Genomic DNA, 18592 nt, shown 5'->3' with positions numbered 1-18592 from the left:
GGGTCAGTAGTCCTGGGGGAGTGGTCCGAAGTGCGGGCGGCGGGGCGTCAGTTGGTACGGCCCTTGGCGTCGAAGCCCTTCATGCGTTCCAGGACCAGGTCGGCGGTGGGGTCGGGCATGTCGTCGACGATGCGGCCGTCGGCGAGGAAGACGACGCGGTCGGCGTAGGAGGCGGCGGCCGGGTCGTGGGTCACCATCACCACGGTCTGGCCCAGCTCACGGACGGAGTTGCGCAGGAAGCCCAGGACCTCGGCGCCGGAGCGGGAGTCGAGGTTGCCGGTCGGCTCGTCCGCGAAGATGATCTCCGGTCGGGAGGCGAGGGCGCGGGCGACGGCGACGCGCTGTTGCTGGCCGCCGGAGAGCTGGCCGGGCCGGTGCTTGAGGCGGCCGCTCAGGCCGACGGTTTCCACGACGCGGTCCAGCCAGGCGCGGTCGGGCTTGCGGCCCGCGATGTCCATCGGGAGGGTGATGTTCTCCAGCGCCGTCAGGGTCGGCAGCAGGTTGAACGCCTGGAAGATGAAGCCGATCTTGTCGCGGCGCAGCTGGGTGAGCTTCTTGTCCTTCAGCCCGGTCAGCTCGGTGTCCCCGATCCGGGCGCTGCCGCCGGAGATCGTGTCCAGCCCCGCCATGCAGTGCATCAGCGTCGACTTGCCGGACCCGGAGGGGCCCATGATCGCGGTGAACTGGGCCTGGTGGAACGTGACGGAGACGGCGTCGAGGGCGACCACCCGGGTCTCGCCCTCTCCGTAGACCTTGGTGAGATCCGTTGCGCGGGCGGCCGCCGCGGTGGTGCGGGGGGCGGTGGGGACGCCGGAGGGGATGGTGGTCACGGAAGCGTGCTCCTGTCGAAACGGGGCGGCGGGTGGCCGCGGTCTGGGGACCCTTCCATCGTCCGCCGGGCGAGCGGCCCGGAATGTCAGCCAGGACGGCCGTCCTGGGCCAACCTTGGGGCGTACCGGGTGCGATGGCTGTCATCCCTGGGGAGGAGGGCGGTCCCTGAGACGGGCGACCGGCTCCGGGGTGCAAGAGGGGTGCGGGGCCGGGCAGGCGGAGGGTGCCCGGCGCGAGGGGATTCATGCCGGAGTGTCGGTTGAGCACATACCAGGGCGGCTTGGCGAGGCGGGACGGCGACTTTCCGTCATTCCGGGCACCGAACGTGTTTCAGGGTGTTACGCCGGAGGTGCGTCGTGGGCATGTGACAACGGCCTGATCCGGTGACTGACGCACCCTCAGTTGCCAATAAAATAAGACAACCTCGGGATGAGCGGCCTGGGGCTCGGTGGCCTGCGGGCTACGCTCGTGCTGCCTCTGTGGGGGCATGGGGGAGTCCACGCCCGGATGGTGGAATGCAGACACGGCGAGCTTAAACCTCGCTGGCCTTCGGGCCGTGCCGGTTCAAGTCCGGCTCCGGGCACTTCCGGCAATCGGCCGCCCGTTCCGAAGGGTTTTCCCGGGCCTTGCGCCGCACTGCGCCCACCCTGACGTATCCCGCTCGCACCTCCGCTCCGACGGGGTGCGTCCGCCGCCCTCTTCCGCAGCGTTCTGCCTGTCCGGGCGGCCGATGCGCGGCGCGGGGCGGTTCGCCTGCCGGGCGCGTCACCCTCGCTCGGCCGGACGGACCGGACGGGATCCCCGGGGAAATGCGGCGGGCGATTGCGGGGTGCCCCTTCCTTCCCGTCGGCCTTTTCGTCACCGTACGAATCCGTAGGGTCACGCGGCGCCGTGAAGGGTTTGTCTCCGTGCCGCGATCCGGCCCCGGAATACGGGCCGGAGGGTGTCGGTGGGTGATTTCCCGGGCGCGTTCCGTGGTATTTCGCATTCGCTCGTTCCGGGGAATTCGCCGCCCCGCCGACCGGATTTCGTACCCCTGGTGAAGACCTGCCGCGCGCCCCTTCCGGGCGTGCCCGCCGGCCGTCGTCGCGCCCCGCGGAGGCGGCGGCGCCCGCCCGGTGATTCCGGGTGGGCGGCCCATCCGGGGTGTGGCCCGTGGTGCCGGGGCGTCGGGGTTCCGGGAGTCGTGCCAGCCATGCGTATTGTTGCTATTTGTCGGATTTGAGCGTACTGAGGATGGTGGCTTACGGCATGGAACTCTCCTTCCTGCGTCCCCTCTACACGGAGGGGGCTCCGGTCGCCTCCGTGTACCTCGACACCACGCGCGCGGTGCCGGACGCGGACGAGCGGATCGCCACCCGCTGGCGGACCGCGCGCCGCACGCTGGCCGAGCAGGGTGCGGACGACGCGACGCTCGAAGCGCTGGACGCCACGGTCGGCGGCGTGCCCGACCTGCCCGGTCCTCAGGGCGAGGCGCTGTTCGCCGCCGAGGGGCGGCTCCTCGGCGCCTACACCCTGACCGAGCCGCCCGCGTCGGACCTGGCACTCTCCTCACCGCTGCCGGACCCGCTGCTCCTCGCCTTCGACCGCGACCACCAGGTGCCCCATGTGGTCGTCGCGGTCGACCGGGAGGGCGCCGACGTCGAGGGGTACCCGGCCGCCGCGCACGAACCGTCCTTCCGGCGCACCTTCAACGGCAGCACCCTGCACCTCACCCGTGTCCGCGCCGGGGCCGAGGCGCAGGCGTCGTTCCACCGACGCACCGTCAACGTCTGGTCCGAGAACACCGAGCAGGCGGCGCAGGACGTGCGCGCCGCCGTCGACGCGGTGGGCGCCGAGGTCGTGCTGGTCGCCGGGGACCCGAAGGCGTTCGGTCTGCTGCGGGACCATCTGGAGCCGCTGTCGGCGCGGTTGGTGAAGGTGGGCGGCGGTCGCACCGACGCCCAGGCCCGCGCGGCGCTGCGCGAGGCGACCGACGCCGCGCTCCACGAGATTTCGGCCGAGTCCCACCGTGACGCCTTGCGGCAACTGGAGGAGGCGCTCGCCGGCGGGCGGGCCCTCCAGGGCATCCCGGCGGTGAAGGAAGCCCTCGCCGAGGGCCGGGTGGACACCCTCTACATGGCGCCGCCCACGGGCACCCAGGACGTCCGGCTGTTCGCCTCGGAGCGCAACCCCCGCGCCCTGGCCACCGATCGGGCGGCCCTCGGCGACGACCCGACGGTGTTCGAAGCGCCCGCGCCGCTCCTGCTGCTGCGCGCCGCCGTCCTCGGCGACGCGTCCTTCAGCGAGATCCTGCCGCCGACCCGCTGCACCGACGACGTCGCCGCCCTGCTGCGCTACTGAGACGGCATCCGGCCCGGCGGCGGTCCCGGGCGTTCCCGCCGCCGGGGCCGGGCACGATCGCGGGGGGCCGTTCGTACTCCTCGTGGTGTAGGTGCGCCCCCGACGGACGGGGGGAAATCGTGCTCAGGAAGTAGCCCCGCGTCTTTGCCAAGCTATTACTCTTGTGGCGAGGTCGCGCAGGGCGGCCATGGAGGAGTGAGGATGAGGAGCAGCAACCCGGTCTTCTCGCGACGGGGGTTCAGCCGCGACACCGGCCACGCGGGCTTCCACGCGCCGCCGCAGGCCGGGGGCGTCGGAGCCGACCCGTACGCCGGGGCCAACCCGTACGCGCAGACCACCACCCAGGCGCCGCAGCACACGCCGCAGACCCGCCCGATGACGATGGACGACGTCGTCATGCGTACGGCGTTCACCCTCGGCACGCTCGTCGTCGGCGCCGTCGTCGGCTGGCTGTATCTGACGGAGCAGCTCGGCTTTGCGATCGGCGCCGGTATCGCCGCGATGGTGCTGGGCTTCGTCCAGTCCTTCAAGCGCAAGCCGTCGCCGCCGCTGATCCTGGCGTACGCGGCACTGGAGGGTGTCTTCCTCGGCGCGCTCAGCGGCAACCTCAACAGCCTGCCGAACATGAACGGCGCGCCGATGCAGGCGGTGCTGGGCACGATGGCGGTCTTCGTCACGATGCTCATCGCCTACAAGACGCGCATCGTGCGGGTCACCGCCCGCTTCACCCGCTTCCTGATGATCGCGACCATGGGCTTCGTGCTGCTGTCGCTGGTCAACGTCCTGTTCATGGTGTTCGGCGGCGGTGACGGCCTCGGCTTCCGCAGCGGCGGCCTCGGCATCGTCTTCGGCCTGGTCGGCGTCGTCCTCGGCGCGCTGTTCCTGGCGCTGGACTTCAAGCAGGTCGAGGACGGCATCGCCTACGGCGCGCCGCGCGAGGAGTCCTGGCTGGCGGCGTTCGGCCTGACCGTGACCCTGGTGTGGATCTACATGGAGATGCTGCGGCTGATCTCGATCCTGCGCGACTGACGCGCCGTCATCCCGTCGCCCGGTCCGTACGCCGGACCGCGCCATCCCGAAGCCCCGTGGGTATCCGCGGGGCTTCGGCGTTCCCCGGGGGCGGCGGGACCCGGGCGGCCCGGCGGCCACCGGGCGCGGCGCGCCACCCGCCGACCGCCCCCGCCGACCGTCCCGCCGGACCGCCCCCGACGGGCGTGCGCGCCGCCGTGCGCCGTCGCATAGGCTCGCGCCGTGCCTGACGTAACGCCTTTGGTCCACGCCGTGGACGCCTTCGCCGACCGCCTCCGCTCGCTGCCGCAGAGCACCCTGCGCCGGGGCGCGGCGGCCGACGCGCTCGCCCTGGCGAGGGAGTTGACCGCCCGCGCCCAGCGCCTGGAGCGCCCGGACCGCGAGCCGTACGTGCTGCCCGACGCGGGGCTGTTCGCGGTCGGCGACCAGTTCGCCGTCGCCGGGCACGACCTCGCCGAGGCCCTGCGGAACGCGGAAACGGCCTCCGCCGGGGATGTGGCGGAGGCCGTGGCGCGGGTCGGGGAGACGGCGCGGCGCTGGTAGCGCGGGCCGTGGCGGCGGAGCCTGGGGTGCGCCGCCGACGGCCGGTCAGAGCGAGGCGATGACGCGGTCGGCCAGGATGTAGACGCTCTCCTGCCGGGCCTCGCCCCAGGCGAACGTCAGGGCGTACGCACCGGCGATGGCGGAACCGCCCAGCAGCACGGGCGCGTGACCGTCCCGCAGCGCCTCGGCGACGCTCTCGGACGTCTCTCGGTGGCCCGGCGTCAGGCAGAGGGTGGTGCCGTCGGTGAAGACATAGACGTCGAGGGTGCCCAGCGGACCCGGGCGGACGTCGGCCAGCGGCACGCTCCGCTCGGCCAGCTCCTCCAGCCGCGCCACCGTGCGCTCGTGGTCGGTGACCGCCGCGACCGGCGTGAAGTCCGGGTGCGAGGGATGCCGGCGACGGGCCGCGGCCAGCTCCGCCGACTCGCCCTCCTCCGCCGGTTCCCACTCGGCGGCCCGCAGCGCGTCCGACGACTCCAGAGCGGGTTCCGGCGCGGCGAACGGCTCCAGCGTCTCCGGGCCGAGCAGCGGCTCCAGACCGGCCAGGTCCGCCTGGCGCGGCAGGAACGGCCGGGCGTCGAACCGGTCGGCGTCCGGCAGATCACGTGGGTCCAGCGGGCTCTCGTCGCCGATGCCAGGCACCCCGCCGAGCAGCGACGGCGCGTCCGCGGCGTCCCTGGCCTCCTGTGCGGCCCAGAACGCCCGCGCCTCGGCCAGCTCCCGCTCCCGCTCCTCGGCGAGGGCGTCGGCGACCGCCGCGCGTATGTCTGCCAGCGGCGTCGCCTCGGCAGACGTCTGCCGGGCGGCCGGGATCGCGCAGACCGCGTCGGCGCGGGCGGAGAGGGTTTCGCGGGTGGTCACCAGCTCCGTGCGCACCTCGGCGAGCTGACGGCGCAGCCCCCGGACGGCGTGCAGCGCCGCGGCGCCCACCGCCACGGCGCTCGCCGCGGCCAGGAGCAGGACGAGGTTCATGACGTTCATGCGCCCTCCCCACGTCGCTCCGCGGCCCCGGACCCGCCGGGCACCCGCCTGTCGACGGCCCGGCCCCGGCCGACGGCCGCGGAGGCGGCCTTGCCTGGTTCGCTGCGCTCGCTCACTGGTGTACTCCCCATAGCAGAAGGTCTTTCGACTTCTACCTCAGCCTGCCGGTCGACGGCGACCGGTCCCAGTGCGCTTTGTCCCGAAATGGTGGGGGCTTGGGGCCTCGTACGCACGAGTGGCCCCTGGCTGACCTGCAAAAACCCCTCTCCGGCGGGGCGTTGGTCACAATCCTGGCGGCGATTGGGTCGCGATCTTGTCACCGGGTGACCCACCTCACGCCCGCTTGCCGAGCGTGCCCGTACGACGACGAAGGGTGCGCGGGAACGGGGAGTTGACCTCCCGTTTTCCCGCGCACCCTGTCGCTGTCGCTGTCGCTGTCGCTGTCGCTGTCGCTGTGGCTCAGCTCAGCTCAGCCGCGCGCGTTCATGGTCACGTTCCGCTTCGCTTCCGCTGCGGGCAGGTGCCGCCCTCCTTCGTCGGGCGACCCCTACCCTCCGCTACAACTCAGCTCAACCTCTCGATGACCATTGCCATGCCCTGGCCGCCGCCCACGCACATCGTCTCCAGGCCGAACTGCTTGTCGTGCCACTGGAGGGAGTTGATCAGGGTGGTGGTGATGCGGGCGCCGGTCATGCCGAAGGGGTGGCCGACGGCGATGGCGCCGCCGTTGACGTTCAGCTTGTCCAGCGGGATGTCCAGGTCCCGGTAGCTCGGGATGACCTGCGCGGCGAACGCCTCGTTGATCTCGACCAGGTCGATGTCGGACATCGACAGACCGGCCCGCCGCAGCGCCTGCTTGCTGGCCTCGACCGGGCCGTAGCCCATGATCTCGGGGGAGAGGCCGGAAACGCCGGTGGAGACGATCCGGGCCAGCGGGGTCAGGCCCAACTCGCGCGCCTTGGTGTCGGACATGATCACCAGCGCCGCGGCGCCGTCGTTCAGCGGGCAGCAGTTGCCCGCGGTGACCAGCCCGTCGGGGCGGAACACCGGCTTGAGGCCCTGCACGCCCTCCAGCGTGACGCCTGCCCGCGGGCCGTCGTCCTGCGAGACGACCGTGCCGTCCGGCAGCGTGACCGGCGTGATCTCCCGCTCCCAGAAACCGGCCGCGATGGCCTTCTCGGCGAGGTTCTGCGACCGTACGCCGAACTCGTCCATGTCCTGGCGGGTGACGCCCTTCAGTCGGGCGAGGTTCTCCGCCGTCTGCCCCATCGCGATGTACGCGTCCGGGACCAGGCCGTCCTCGCGCGGGTCGTGCCAGCCCGCGCCCTCTTGCTCCGCGCGGGCCGCGGTGCGCGCCTCGGCGTCGGCGAACAGCGGGTTGTGGGTGCCGGGCATGCCGTCCGAGCTGCCGTTCACCGACCGCGAGACGGTCTCGACGCCCGCCGAGATGAAGACGTCGCCCTCACCCGCCTTGATCGCGTGCAGCGCCATCCGGGAGGTCTGGAGCGACGAGGAGCAGTAGCGGGTGATCGTGCAGCCCGGCAGGTGGTCCATGCCCATCTGCACCGCGACGATGCGGCCGAGGTTGTGGCCCTGCTCGCCGCCGGGCAGCCCGCAGCCGAGCATCAGGTCGTCGATGTCCTTGGGGTCCAGCTCGGGCACCTTGGCCAGCGCGGCCTCGATGATCTTCGCGGTCAGGTCGTCCGGGCGCAGCTCCTTGAGCGAGCCCTTGAAGGCGCGGCCGATCGGGGAGCGGGTGGCTGAGACGATGACGGCTTCGGGCATCACGGCTCCATGGGGTCGTAACGTGCGGCGGCGCGAGACCCGGGGGGCCTCGTCGGGCGCGGGAGGGCGGGGACTGTCAGGGAAGTTACCGGTACGTACCGCGGAGGTCACGGGGTGCGCGCTGTGATGCGGGACTCTTTTCTAAGCGGCTGCTTATGCGGATGCTTATGCGGGTGCGGGTGCGGGTGCGGGTGCGGGTGCGGGTGCGGGTGCGGGTGCGGCGCCCGCGGCGCCCCGTCACTGCGCCACCGGTGGCCGGTCCGTCTCCTCCGGGGCCGGGATGCGGCGGCGCCTGCGGTGCTTGAGGAGGGCCCAGGGGGCGCGGGCCGAGGTGACCTCCGTACCGGCCTCGGACGCCGCCTCCACCGCCGCCTGCTCGACCGGCAGCACGCCCTCGTGCCGGGCGGGCTCGGGGCGCTCGCCCTCCGGCCACAGGCCCAGCGACGCGCAGAGCGTCGGCAGCACCGCCATCGCGGCCGTGGCGTAGCCCTCCGCCGACGGGTGGTAGTTGTCCGGGCCGAACAGCTCCCGTGGCCGGGCCTCGAACTCCGGGCCCAGCAGATCGCCGAGCGAGACCGTCCGGCCGCCGTTCTCCACCACGCCGATGGTCTGCGCCGCCGCCAGCTGCCGCGACAGTCGCCGGGCCACCCAGCGCAGCGGCTGGTAGACCGGCTCGATGGTGCCCATGTCCGGGCAGGTCCCGACGACGACCTCGCTCCCGGCCGCCCGCAGCCTGCGGACCGTGTCCGACAGCAGGCGTACGGAGCGGGCCGGCGGCATCCGGTGGGTGACGTCGTTCGCGCCGATTATGATCACGCAGGCGTCCGGGACCGGCGCGTCGTTCGCCAGCAGCAGGCCGACCTGGCGCTCCAGATCGTCGGACTGCGCCCCGGGCAGCGCGACGTTGCGGAGGTCGACCGGCAGCTCCGACAGCGCGGCGAGGCCGGAGGCGAGGAGCGCGCCCGGCGTCTCGCGGGCCCGGCGCACGCCCTGGCCCGCCGCGGTGGAGTCGCCGAGGAAGCCGAGCCGCAGCGGCGTCCGGTCGGTGCCGTGGCCGAACGCGGCGCCGTAGCGGCCGTCGGCGCACGGCGGGGTGTCGCCGGAGCCGCCGACCGTGCGGCGTGCCAGCCGCATCTCGGTCAGCAGCACCCCGGCGGCGGCCACACCGAGCAGGCCGACCCCACCGCCGCCGTATGCCGCGGCGGTGGCGATCCGCCGGGCCACCCTCGCCCTGGACAACGTCATCGGCATAGGCCGGGCACCTCCCCGTGCAGTGCGTCGGCGCGCTCCGTACCGGATCGGCGCGCGCCGGGAACTCGTACAACAGGTTGTTGCCCCGTAGCGCACCGAACGCAACGCGGCGGCCCCGCAGGCGGGCGGGCAATAGGCTGATGTGATGGGCGCAGGACAGCGTGCCCCCGACCGCGGAGACCACCGTGCAGTTTTACGAATCGATGATTGAGCTCGTCGGCAACACCCCGCTCGTGCGGCTCAACAACGTCACCCAAGGGATCCAGGCGACCGTCCTGGCCAAGGTCGAGTACTTCAACCCCGGAGGCTCGGTCAAGGACCGGATCGCGGTGCGGATGATCGAGGCCGCCGAGGAGTCGGGCGCGTTGCAGCCGGGCGGCACCATCGTCGAGCCGACGTCCGGCAACACCGGCGTGGGGCTGGCGATCGTGGCCCAGCAGAAGGGCTACAAGTGCATCTTCGTCTGCCCCGACAAGGTCTCGACGGACAAGATCAACGTGCTGCGGGCGTACGGCGCCGAGGTCGTGGTCTGCCCGACCGCCGTCGACCCCGAGCACCCCGACTCGTACTACAACGTCTCCGACCGGCTGGTGCGGGAGACGCCCGGCGCCTGGAAGCCGGACCAGTACAGCAACCCGAACAACCCGCGCTCGCACTACGAGACGACCGGCCCGGAGCTGTGGGAGCAGACCGACGGGAAGATCACCCACTTCGTGGCGGGCGTCGGCACCGGCGGCACGATCAGCGGCACCGGCCGCTATCTGAAGGACGCCAGCGACGGCCGGGTGAAGGTCGTCGGCGCCGACCCGGAGGGCTCCGTCTACAGCGGCGGCTCCGGGCGGCCGTATCTGATCGAGGGCGTCGGTGAGGACTTCTGGCCGACCGCGTACGACCGGACCGTCGCCGACGAGATCGTCGCGGTGTCGGACAAGGACGCCTTCCAGATGACCCGGCGGCTGGCCAAGGAGGAGGGGCTGCTGGTCGGCGGCTCCTGCGGGATGGCCGTGGTGGCCGCCCTGGAGGTCGCCTCCCGGCTCGGGCCCGACGACGTGGTGGTCGTCCTGCTGCCGGACAGCGGCCGCGGCTACCTCTCGAAGATCTTCAACGACGAATGGATGGCCGACTACGGCTTCCTGGAGGAGGGCGGCGGCGCCGCCGTCAGTGAGGTGCTGGCCCACAAGGAGGGCGCGCTGCCGTCGCTGGTGCACATGCACCCGGAGGAGACCGTCGGCCAGGCGATCGAGGTGCTGCGCGAGTACGGCGTCTCCCAGATGCCGATCGTCAAGCCGGGCGCCGGGCACCCGGACGTGATGGCCGCCGAGGTCGTCGGCTCCGTCGTCGAGCGGGAACTGCTCGACGCCCTCTTCGCCCAGCGCGCCTCGCTGTCGGACCCGCTGGAGAAGCACATGTCGGCGCCGCTGCCGCAGGTCGGCTCCGGCGAGCCGGTCGCCGACCTGATGGCCGTCCTGGAGGGCGCGGACGCCGCCATCGTCCTGGTCGAGGGCAAGCCGAAGGGCGTTGTCAGCCGCCAGGACCTGCTGGCGTTCCTGGCGCGCGAGGCCGGGAAGTGACGGTTTCCCGGGGGTGAGGACGCGGAGGCCGGTGCCTGAGCCGGCGGCCCGGGACCGGTCGGGGGTGCGCGCTCAGGGCCGGTCGGCTGCCAGGCCGGTACGTGGCCGCGCGGTCGCCCGGCCGGTGCCCGGCCCTCCGGCGTACGGCACGCCGTCGCCCCGCCGTCGCCCCGCCGCGCAAGATGTACGTATGCGTCACGTGGACGCAGCACGGGCTTCACACGGGTCCGGCAGATTACTGATCACGGCGATCGGAACTCCGGAGCGGCTCCCGGACCTCCGGCTTCGCCGGGACGCCACCTCCGGCCCTGGCCCGGAACGCGTCCCCCGTGGGGACCGCCGTCGTCCCGACCCCGGCCACGGCCGGGGTGCGGCGGCCCCCACGCCCCTCACTCCGCCGTGGCCGGAGCCGGTTCCTCCGCGGGGGCCGGGGCCAGGATCCGACCTGTATCGCGCCGGGCGAGGACCCCGTACAGCACGGCGGGCACCAGCAGGCCGATGATCCAGGACAGATCGGCGCCGCCGAGCGGGGCGACCAGCGGGCCGGTGTAGAACGCGGTGGCCAGGAACGGCAGTTGGGCCAGGACGCCGACCGCGTAGACCGTGAGCGCCGTGCCGTTCCACGCGCCGTATCGGCCGCGCGGGTCGGTGAGCGCGGGGATGTCGTACCGCTCCTTGGAGATCAGGTAGTAGTCGACGAGGTTGATCGCCGACCACGGCGTGAAGAACGTCAGCAGGAACAGCAGGAAGTCCTTGAACGCGGCGAGGAAGGAATCCTTGCCCAGCAGCGCGACGACGGTGCCCGCCACCATGATCCCGGAGATGTACGCGGCGCGGGCGCGCGGCGACAGGGTGCGCTGGGTGCGGAAGCCGCTGACGCCGGTCACCAGCGACATGAAGCCGCCGTAAGTATTGAGGATGTTGATGGTGAGCTTGCCGAGCGCGATGACGAAGTAGAGCAGCGACGCAATCAGCCCGGTGCCGCCGAGGCCCACGATGTACGTCACCTCGTGCCCGACGAACGCGGCGGGCGCGGCGGCGGCGGCCAGCGCGCCGAACGTCATCGACCACTGCGCGCCGAGCACCGAACCGGACAGCGTCCACCAGAACGTCGCACGGGTCGAGGTATGCCGCGGCAGATAGCGCGAGTAGTCGGCGACGTACGGGCCGAACGCCAGCTGCCAGGAGGCCGAGAGGGAGACGGCCAGCAGGAAGACGGGCAGCCCGAAGCCGTGCGGGTGCAGCAGCGCACCGAGGTCGGCGTGCTGGAGGAGGCGGGCGCCGAGGTAGACGAAGGCGACCGCGCACACCAGCCCGGCGATCCTGCCGAGGGTGTGGATCAGGCGGTAGCCGACGGTCGTGGCGACGCCCGTGACCAGCGCGAACAGGATGATCCCGGTGGTGTCGCCGAGATGCGTCAGCTCCCCGACCGCCTGCCCGGCCAGCACCGTGCCGCTGGCGAAGAAGCCGATGTACATCACGATGACCAGCGCCAGCGGGATGACCGCGCCGCGCACCCCGAACTGCGCCCGCGAGGTGATCATCTGAGGCAGCCCGAGCCGCGGGCCCTGCGCGGAGTGCAGCGCCATCACGGCCCCGCCGAGCAGATTGCCGACCAGCAGCCCGGCCAGCGCCCAGAAGGGGGATGCGCCGAAGACGACGGCCAGGGCCCCGGTGATCACCGCGGTGATCTGCAGATTGGCGCCCAGCCAGAGCGTGAACTGGCTGAACGCGCTGCCGTGCCGTTCCTCGTCCGGCACGACGTCGATCGAGCGTCTCTCCACCACACCGGCCATGGACGCCACCTCCCTGTATGAATTCATTCAGGATTAGGGTGGAGTGAATGGAAGGTCAATAGGTGAGAGTGAGACGTCTGTGAAGGAGGGGGCTGGCGGGGCGCCGATTCGGTCCGGTCCGGTGCGGTTCGGTCCGGTGTGCGGCCTGGTGCGTGGTGCCGTGCGGTGCGGTCCGGTGCCGTGCGGTTCGACTCGGGGTGCGGCCCGGTGGTGTGTCCAGGTGGGTGCGGCCGGGGGCGTACGGCCGTGAGCGTGCGCGTACGGGGGCGAGGCGGGCGTGCGGCGGGGCGTACGGGGCGTCGCGGGGCCCGAGTATCCGTAGAGTCGACCGGTAGACGACATGGCCCCCGACCGGGCCGGGAGGAAGAGGCGATGAGCGGGGACGGGGACAACGGCGGCGGTGCGGCCGGTGCGACGGATGCGGTCGAGGTGGCCGGTGTGGCCGGTGTGGCCGGTGTGGTCAAGGCGGCCGAGGTTCCGGGCGGTGATGCGGCGGCCGAGGCTCCGGTGGGCGGCGCGGCGGGCGGTGATGCGGCGGCCGCGCGGTTGCAGCGGCTCTTCGAGGGGCGGCGGCTGACGCCCACTCAGCGGCGCATCGCGCACTGCATGGTGCGCCGCGCCGCCGACGCGCCGTTCCTCTCCAGCGTCGAACTCGCCGAACTCGCCGGGGTCAGCCAGCCCTCCGTGACCCGCTTCGCGGTCGCCCTCGGTTTCGACGGCTACCCGGCGCTCCGCCGCCATCTGCGCGACACCGCCCCGACCGGGCCGGACGCCATCGCCGCGGCCAACGAGTACCAGCAGGCGGTCCAGGCGGAGATCGACAACCTCCGCCACCTCGCGGCCGTCCTCGCCGACCCGGAACCGGTCGTACGGGCGGGCCAACTGTTCGCCGCGTCCCGGCCGCTGCCCGTCCTCGGGCTCCGCGCGGCCACCGCCCAGGCCGCCGGATTCGTCTACTTCGCCCGCAAGGTGCACCCGGACGTCCGCCTCCTCGACGAGGGCGGCTCCCTCCTCGCCGACCGCATCGACGCCGCGGTGCGCGCCGGGGCGAGCGCCCTCCTCTGCTTCGCGCTGCCGCGCCATCCGCGCGAGGTCGTCGAGGCGCTGGAGTACGCCCGCGCCGTCGGGCTGACCGTCGTCACCGTCGCCGACAGCGCCTTCGCCCCCGTCGCCCACCACACCGACCTGCTGCTGCCCGCCCCCGTCGGCACCGGCCTGGCCTTCGACACGGTGTGCGCCCCGATGCTCCTGGGCCGCGTCCTGCTGGAGGCGATGTGCGACGCCCTGCCCGACGCCCAGGCCCGCCTGGAGGAGTTCGACGCCAAGGCGGCGGCCCGGGGGTTGTTCGTGGAGTGAGGGGCGGGGGCTGCGCGGGGCATGTGCCCGGGGCCGGTGCGGGCCGGGCCTGGGCAGCGGGTCCGGGCGGGGCGTGCGGCTGGGGGCGTTCCGGGCGCCTGTGGCCTTGGGTTCTTCGGGGCGCGATCTGGAGCTTTCGGGTGTGCGGCCGGGGCCGTTGGGCGCTCCGCCCGGGCCGGGTCCGTTTCCCCGGGGACGGGCGTGCCGCGGCCTCCCGCCGTCTCCCATCTCAGGGAATCCTCATCCGGACTTACTACGATCCGCGGCCGGTACGGGGGTGTCGGTACAGGTGTGACGGTACGGGCGTGCCGGTGCGCGGCGGAGACCGCGCCGGGCCGTCCGTGCGGTGGTCGAGGTGAGGAGGTCCGGCGTGGGACGTGGGGCTTACGGGCTGGCGCGGGTGGCGGTGATCGTCCGGGCACCGGCCGGGTGGCTGTGGTGGTCCGGGCTGCTCGCGGCCGGGATCGGGGCGTTGCCGCCGGGGCTGACGGGGCGGCGGATCGGGGTGCTCACCGGGATCGCATGCGGCGTGATCGCGGCGTTCGCGGTGTACGCTGCGCGCCGCCGCCGTTGGAACGCCCTGCTCGGTGGCGCGGAACGGGCCGGCCGGGCCGTCGTTCTCCAGGACCGGGCGGTCACCCTCCGCACCTGGCGCCGGGCCCACCGCTGGTGGCTGCTGCTCGCCTTCCTGGCCGCCGTCGGATCGTCGTTCGCCCTGCCCGCGGCCGGTGGCCTGCTGATGTCCGGCGCCGCGCTCGGACTGTGGGCCAAGGCGCTGTGGCTCGGCCGCTGGGAACGGGACCACGACGCCCTGCTCTGGGTCCGCACCGAAGCAGCGGTACGCGGTGGCGCCGCGGGCCGCACCGTCCCCGGCCATCGGACCACCGGCCTGGCGGCGGGCGACGCGGCGCCGGGCGGGGCCCGGACCCGCACCCGGATCCGCACGCGCGCCCCGGGCCGCCGGGCGGGACCGGGATCGGGTTCGGGATCGGCTCGGCGTTAGTGCGACGGGGCGCGGCGGGGCGGCGCGGCGCGGGGCGCTCGCGTACCCGGTGGTGCTGCGGGTGCGCGCCCGGTGCGGCCCGGTGCGGCCCGGTCCGGTGCGGCCCGCACAGCCCCGGCCCGGCCCGACATGGCCTGGCTTGCCCCGCGCAGCCACAGCCCGGCGGCTCGGTCCGGCCGGCCTGGCTCGCCCGACTCGGCCCGCGCAGCCCCGGCCCGGCCGAGGCCCCTTCACCGCAACGTGCGCAACTCCTCCCCGTGTGCGCCGCCGCTTTCCGCCGTCAGCTCCTCCAGCGTCTGTGGCGTACGGACGGTCGCGAAGCGGACCTCGCCCGACGGGTCCGCCGTGTAGCCGTAAACCCCGGGCCGGGGCAGTGAGTTGTAGGCGAAGTGGGTGGAGAAGTAGTACGCGCCGGTGTCCAGCAGGGCGGCGTGGTCGCCGGACTCCAGGAGGGGCAACGGGCGGTTCTCGGCGACCAGATCGCCCGCGAAACAGCACGGCCCGGCGACGTCCTGGGCAACCGGCGGCCCCTCCTTGGGGAGCCCTCGTGCGTCGTACGCGGCGACCCGGAGCGGCCAGGCGTCCGGGACGAACACCGTCCGGGTGGCGACCTGCGCCCCCGCGTGGGTGACCGCGATCGGCCGCCCGCCCGCCGACTTCGCGTACTCCACCCGCGCCACGACCGTGCCGTGCTTGGCCAGCAGCGACCTGCCGAACTCGGTCACCAGCCCGTACCGCCCCCGGAACAGCCCCGGCACCCGCTCCCGCAGCACCTCCACATACTCCCGGTATGTGGGCGTGACCCGGTCCGATGCGAAGTTCACCGGCAGGCCGCCGCCGATGTCGAGGGTGTCGACCTGCGCCCGCCCCGCCTGCGCGTTGATCTCCTCGGCGAGGTCGAACAGGGCCCGCACCCCGTCGGCCATCAGCGGCAACGCCATGCCCTGCGAACCGACGTGACCGTGCAGCCGGGTCAGCCACGGGCGGTCCAGATAGGCCCGCACCACCCATGCGCGGGCTCCTTCATCCCGCAGCGCCACCCCGAACTTGGAGGTGTCGGTGGCGGTGCTCATCGCGCCGATGCTGCCGCCGCCGAGTTGCGGATTGACCCGCAGCCCCAGCGGGGCGCCGGTCGGTGCCGACGCCACCAGGGCATCGACGCGGGCCAGCTCCTCCGGGTTGTCGATGTTGACCGCGATCCCCAGCGCCAGGGCCTCCCGCAGCTCGGCGGGGGTCTTGGCGGGCGAGTCCAGCACCGTGCGCCGCACCGGGACGTGCGCCGCGCGGGCCAGCGCCAGCTCCCCGGGGCTGGCCACCTCGCAGCCCAGCCCCTCGTCGGCGAGCAGCCGCAGCACGGGCACCAGCGACGCCGCCTTCACCGCGAACGCGTGCAGAACGGGAACCCCGGCTTCGGTGAACTCGGCGAACGCGGAACGGAGTTCGGCCGCCGAACGCCGCACCCCCGCGACATCCAGCAGCCCGGCGACGGGCGTGGCGGGGCTCACGAGCCCCCGCTCGACGGCTGCCCGTACGGCACGGTCCCGGTCCGTGGGGCCCGGAACGGTCGGAGAACCAGTGGTGAGGCCAGTCATATCGCCACTCCATCATCGTCACGCGGTACGACGCCACAGGTGTCCGGGGACCGGTCACCGAGCTGTTACACCACCCCGGCGCCGCTCAGCTCCGCCTTCCGCCGCCGCGCGGACAGCCGCGACCCGGACTCCCGCCGGGTGGCCCGCCGCAGCAGCGGTACGGCCAGCAGGAACCCGAGGACCGCCCACGCCGCCAGCACCAGCGCGACCCATGGCAGGTCCCAGGACCCGGCGGGCTCCGCGGCCCGAGCCGCGTCCGGCAGCAGCGCCGACCGTATGCCCTGCGCCATCCACCGCAGCGGGAAGCAGGACGCCACCCGCTGGACCACCTCGGGCAGTGCGGTCAGCGGGAACATCGCCCCCGACGTCACCAGCAGCGCCATCACCGGCAGCATCAGCAGCGCCAGCGCCTCCCGCGGGTTGGGGAGTACGGCCCCGATGGCGGCGCCCAGCGGTATGACGGCGAGCAGGCCCAGCGTGGTCACCCACAGCAGCGTCAGCCAGCCGCCCGGCCCGTGCGGCAGCGGCCCGTCCACCAGCAGTGCGCCCGCCGCCAGCAGCACCACCAGCGTGCCCACGGCCATCGCGACCATCAGCAGCGACTTGGCCAGCAGATAGGCCGGTATGCCGCCCGGCGTGGCCCGCAGCCGCAGCAGCGTGCCCTCCTCGCGCTCGGTCACCATCATCTGCGGGAGGTTCATCAGCCCCACCTGAAAGAGCAGATACGCGGCGAACCCGGCGAGGGTGAGATGGCCCATCGGGATCCTGGTGCCGGGAACGGTGCCGCTCAGCGTCCCCGCGATCACCAATGCGACCACGATGTTGAGCAACTGCCCGCTCATCTCCTTCCGGCTGCGCAGCAGATGCCGTATCTCGATGACACCCCGCGCCCACCCGGCCCGCCAGGTCCGCCCTCGCGCCCCGGTATCCGCCGTGCCGGCGCCCCCGCCCCGCACCGGAGTGTGGTCGGGCGCCCCCTTCGAGCCCATGTCCGTCTGTGTCATGGCGTCATTCCCCCTTGGTGTTCCTCGTCCTCGTTCACGCGTATGCGGTCCGGTCCGGTGCGGTGCCGCCCGCCGGGCGACGTGCCGTCTCCCGCCGGGCCGGGCCGGGGTTGGGCGTGTCCGGGCGTGCCGGACTCCCGTGCCGCCCCGCCCCACGCTCTCCGCGGCCGTACGGTCAGGCCGCTCGCGCCGCGTCGCCCGCGGTGCCGGGCGCCCGGCCCTCCGCCGGACCGGCCGCGTCGTCCTTCCCGTGCAGCATGTGGAGGTAGGTGTCCTCCAGCGTCGGGCGGCGTACCTCCAGGTCGGGGAGGGGGCCGCCGGTCGACCGGTGCAGTTCCCAGACCAGCTGGGAGGGGTCGGCGGTCCGCTCCCGGCGCGGCGTACCGTCCGGGGCCGTCCAGCGGACCTCTGCCTGCGCGGCCGCCCGCCGGGCCAGCTCCCGGGGCGTGCCGCAGGCCCGTATGCGGCCGTTGACCAGCATCGCCATACGGTCGGCCAGCCGCTCGGCCTCCACGAGGTCGTGCGTGGTGAGCAGGACCGTCACCCCTTCGTCCCGGGCCAGCCGTTCGACCAGGTCGTGGAAGTCGCGGCGCGCCTCCGGGTCGAAACCGGTGGTCGGCTCGTCCAGGAAGAGGAGTTCGGGGCGGCCGATGATGCCGAGCGCCACATCGAGGCGCCGCCGCTGTCCGCCCGAGAGCCGAGCCGCCTGCTGCCCGGCGTGGTCGGTGAGACCGACGAGGCGCAGCAACGCGTCCGGGTCGCGCGGATCGCGGTAGTAGCGCGCGAAGTGGGCGAGGAGTTCGCCCACCCGCCAGCGTCCGTGGTCCCGCCAGGTCTGCAGGACCAGGCCGAGCCGGGCGCGCCATGCCTCGTCGCCATGCGCCGGATCCGCGCCCAGCACCTCGACCTCACCCGCCGAACGCCGCCGGAAGCCCTCCAGGATCTCCACGGTGGTGGTCTTGCCCGCGCCGTTCGGCCCGAGCAGGGCGAGGATCTCGCCGCGGCGCACCTCCAGGTCCACCCCGCGCAGCACCTCTCTGCCGCCGTACGCCATCCGCAGATCGCGCGCCCGGACCACCGGGCCGTCGCCGGGCCGCGCGGGCACCGTGATCGCCGTCATCGGGTCACCTCGGCGGCGGTGGCGGGTGCCGGGGTGGTGGTGTCCTCGGCGGGCGCGGTGGCCGCCGGGGTGGCGGTCGGGGCGTCCTCCACGATGGCCCGGAGCGCCGCCACATGGCCCTCGAACGCGGTCCTGCCCCGGTCGGTGAGCCGGACCTTGGTGCGGCGCCGACGGCCGCCGCCCTCCTTGCGGATCTCCAGATACCCGGCCTCCTCCAAGGTGTGGAGCTGCTTGGAGAGCGCGGAGTCGCTGAGCGAGAGGCTGTCACGGATGAACGGGAAGTCGGCCCATTCGGTGGCCGCGAGCAGGGCCACCACGGACAGCCGGGTCGCCGGATGGATCAGTTCGTCGAAACCTGTCGGGGTGCTCATCGGGCGTTCTCCTCAC

General features: G+C 73.6%; 15 protein-coding genes and 1 tRNA gene. 7 read left to right on the top strand and 9 right to left on the bottom strand.

Annotated elements, in window-relative coordinates; translation table 11 throughout:
• Window positions 1-47: 47 nt before the first annotated feature.
• Window positions 48-830, bottom strand: a complete 783-nt coding sequence (locus tag OG422_RS11600; protein ID WP_405742498.1) for an ABC transporter ATP-binding protein — start codon at window positions 828-830, stop codon at window positions 48-50.
• A gap of 502 nt (window positions 831-1332) precedes the next feature.
• Between OG422_RS11600 and OG422_RS11595 the strand changes: the two genes are divergently transcribed.
• From OG422_RS11595 to OG422_RS11580, 4 genes are all read left to right on the top strand, one after another.
• A tRNA-Leu gene (locus tag OG422_RS11595) sits at window positions 1333-1414 on the top strand.
• A 668-nt stretch (window positions 1415-2082) separates the two neighbouring features.
• Window positions 2083-3174: a Vms1/Ankzf1 family peptidyl-tRNA hydrolase gene (locus tag OG422_RS11590; protein ID WP_405742496.1), complete on the top strand. Its 1092-nt coding sequence runs from the start codon at window positions 2083-2085 to the stop codon at window positions 3172-3174.
• Between the two features lie 201 nt (window positions 3175-3375).
• A complete protein-coding gene (locus OG422_RS11585; RefSeq protein ID WP_405742494.1) occupies window positions 3376-4203 on the top strand; it encodes a Bax inhibitor-1/YccA family protein in 828 nt (275 codons plus the stop codon).
• A 222-nt stretch (window positions 4204-4425) separates the two neighbouring features.
• Entirely contained in the window at window positions 4426-4746 is a 321-nt protein-coding gene (locus OG422_RS11580; RefSeq protein WP_405742492.1) for a hypothetical protein, read from the top strand.
• Between the two features lie 45 nt (window positions 4747-4791).
• Here the strand turns inward: OG422_RS11580 and OG422_RS11575 are convergent, their stop codons facing one another.
• The 3 genes from OG422_RS11575 to OG422_RS11565 form a co-directional block, all read right to left on the bottom strand.
• Window positions 4792-5727, bottom strand: a complete 936-nt coding sequence (locus OG422_RS11575) for a hypothetical protein (protein WP_405742490.1) — start codon at window positions 5725-5727, stop codon at window positions 4792-4794.
• Window positions 5728-6291: 564 nt separating this feature from the next.
• Entirely contained in the window at window positions 6292-7512 is a 1221-nt protein-coding gene (locus tag OG422_RS11570) for an acetyl-CoA C-acetyltransferase (protein WP_405742488.1), read from the bottom strand.
• A gap of 237 nt (window positions 7513-7749) precedes the next feature.
• Window positions 7750-8763 carry an SGNH/GDSL hydrolase family protein gene (locus tag OG422_RS11565; RefSeq protein WP_405742486.1) on the bottom strand — a complete coding sequence of 338 codons (1014 nt, stop codon included), beginning with the start codon at window positions 8761-8763 and terminating at the stop codon, window positions 7750-7752.
• Window positions 8764-8948: 185 nt separating this feature from the next.
• On the opposite strand from OG422_RS11565, the gene OG422_RS11560 reads away from it, so the two are divergent.
• Window positions 8949-10334 carry a cystathionine beta-synthase gene (locus OG422_RS11560; protein WP_143944140.1) on the top strand — a complete coding sequence of 462 codons (1386 nt, stop codon included), beginning with the start codon at window positions 8949-8951 and terminating at the stop codon, window positions 10332-10334.
• 389 nt (window positions 10335-10723) lie between these two features.
• On the opposite strand, the gene OG422_RS11555 is transcribed toward OG422_RS11560, so the two are convergent.
• Window positions 10724-12130, bottom strand: a complete 1407-nt coding sequence (locus OG422_RS11555; protein WP_143944141.1) for a cytosine permease — start codon at window positions 12128-12130, stop codon at window positions 10724-10726.
• Window positions 12131-12502: 372 nt separating this feature from the next.
• Between OG422_RS11555 and OG422_RS11550 the strand changes: the two genes are divergently transcribed.
• The gene (locus OG422_RS11550; protein ID WP_405742484.1) at window positions 12503-13486 is read left to right on the top strand and encodes a MurR/RpiR family transcriptional regulator; all 984 of its coding nucleotides are present in this window, start codon (window positions 12503-12505) and stop codon (window positions 13484-13486) included.
• A gap of 370 nt (window positions 13487-13856) precedes the next feature.
• Window positions 13857-14489: a hypothetical protein gene (locus tag OG422_RS11545; protein WP_405742482.1), complete on the top strand. Its 633-nt coding sequence runs from the start codon at window positions 13857-13859 to the stop codon at window positions 14487-14489.
• A gap of 230 nt (window positions 14490-14719) precedes the next feature.
• Here the strand turns inward: OG422_RS11545 and OG422_RS11540 are convergent, their stop codons facing one another.
• The 4 genes from OG422_RS11540 to OG422_RS11525 form a co-directional block, all read right to left on the bottom strand.
• Window positions 14720-16081, bottom strand: coding sequence for a diaminopimelate decarboxylase (locus OG422_RS11540; RefSeq protein WP_405742480.1), 1362 nt, complete (start codon window positions 16079-16081; stop codon window positions 14720-14722).
• A gap of 65 nt (window positions 16082-16146) precedes the next feature.
• On the bottom strand, window positions 16147-17085 hold the full coding sequence (locus OG422_RS11535; RefSeq protein WP_405742478.1) for an ABC transporter permease: 939 nt from the start codon (window positions 17083-17085) through the stop codon (window positions 16147-16149).
• Between the two features lie 175 nt (window positions 17086-17260).
• Window positions 17261-18205, bottom strand: coding sequence for an ABC transporter ATP-binding protein (locus OG422_RS11530; RefSeq protein ID WP_251076695.1), 945 nt, complete (start codon window positions 18203-18205; stop codon window positions 17261-17263).
• Entirely contained in the window at window positions 18202-18576 is a 375-nt protein-coding gene (locus OG422_RS11525; protein WP_143942465.1) for a transcriptional regulator, read from the bottom strand. Before OG422_RS11525 ends, OG422_RS11530 begins: the two co-directional genes overlap by 4 nt.
• Window positions 18577-18592 lie beyond the last annotated feature (16 nt).

The organism is Streptomyces sp. NBC_01525, from assembly GCF_045040405.1.
Classification (GTDB): domain Bacteria; phylum Actinomycetota; class Actinomycetes; order Streptomycetales; family Streptomycetaceae; genus Streptomyces; species Streptomyces benahoarensis.
The sequence above is the reverse complement of the archived record's forward strand: the minus strand, read 5'-3'. Positions and strand labels throughout refer to the sequence as shown.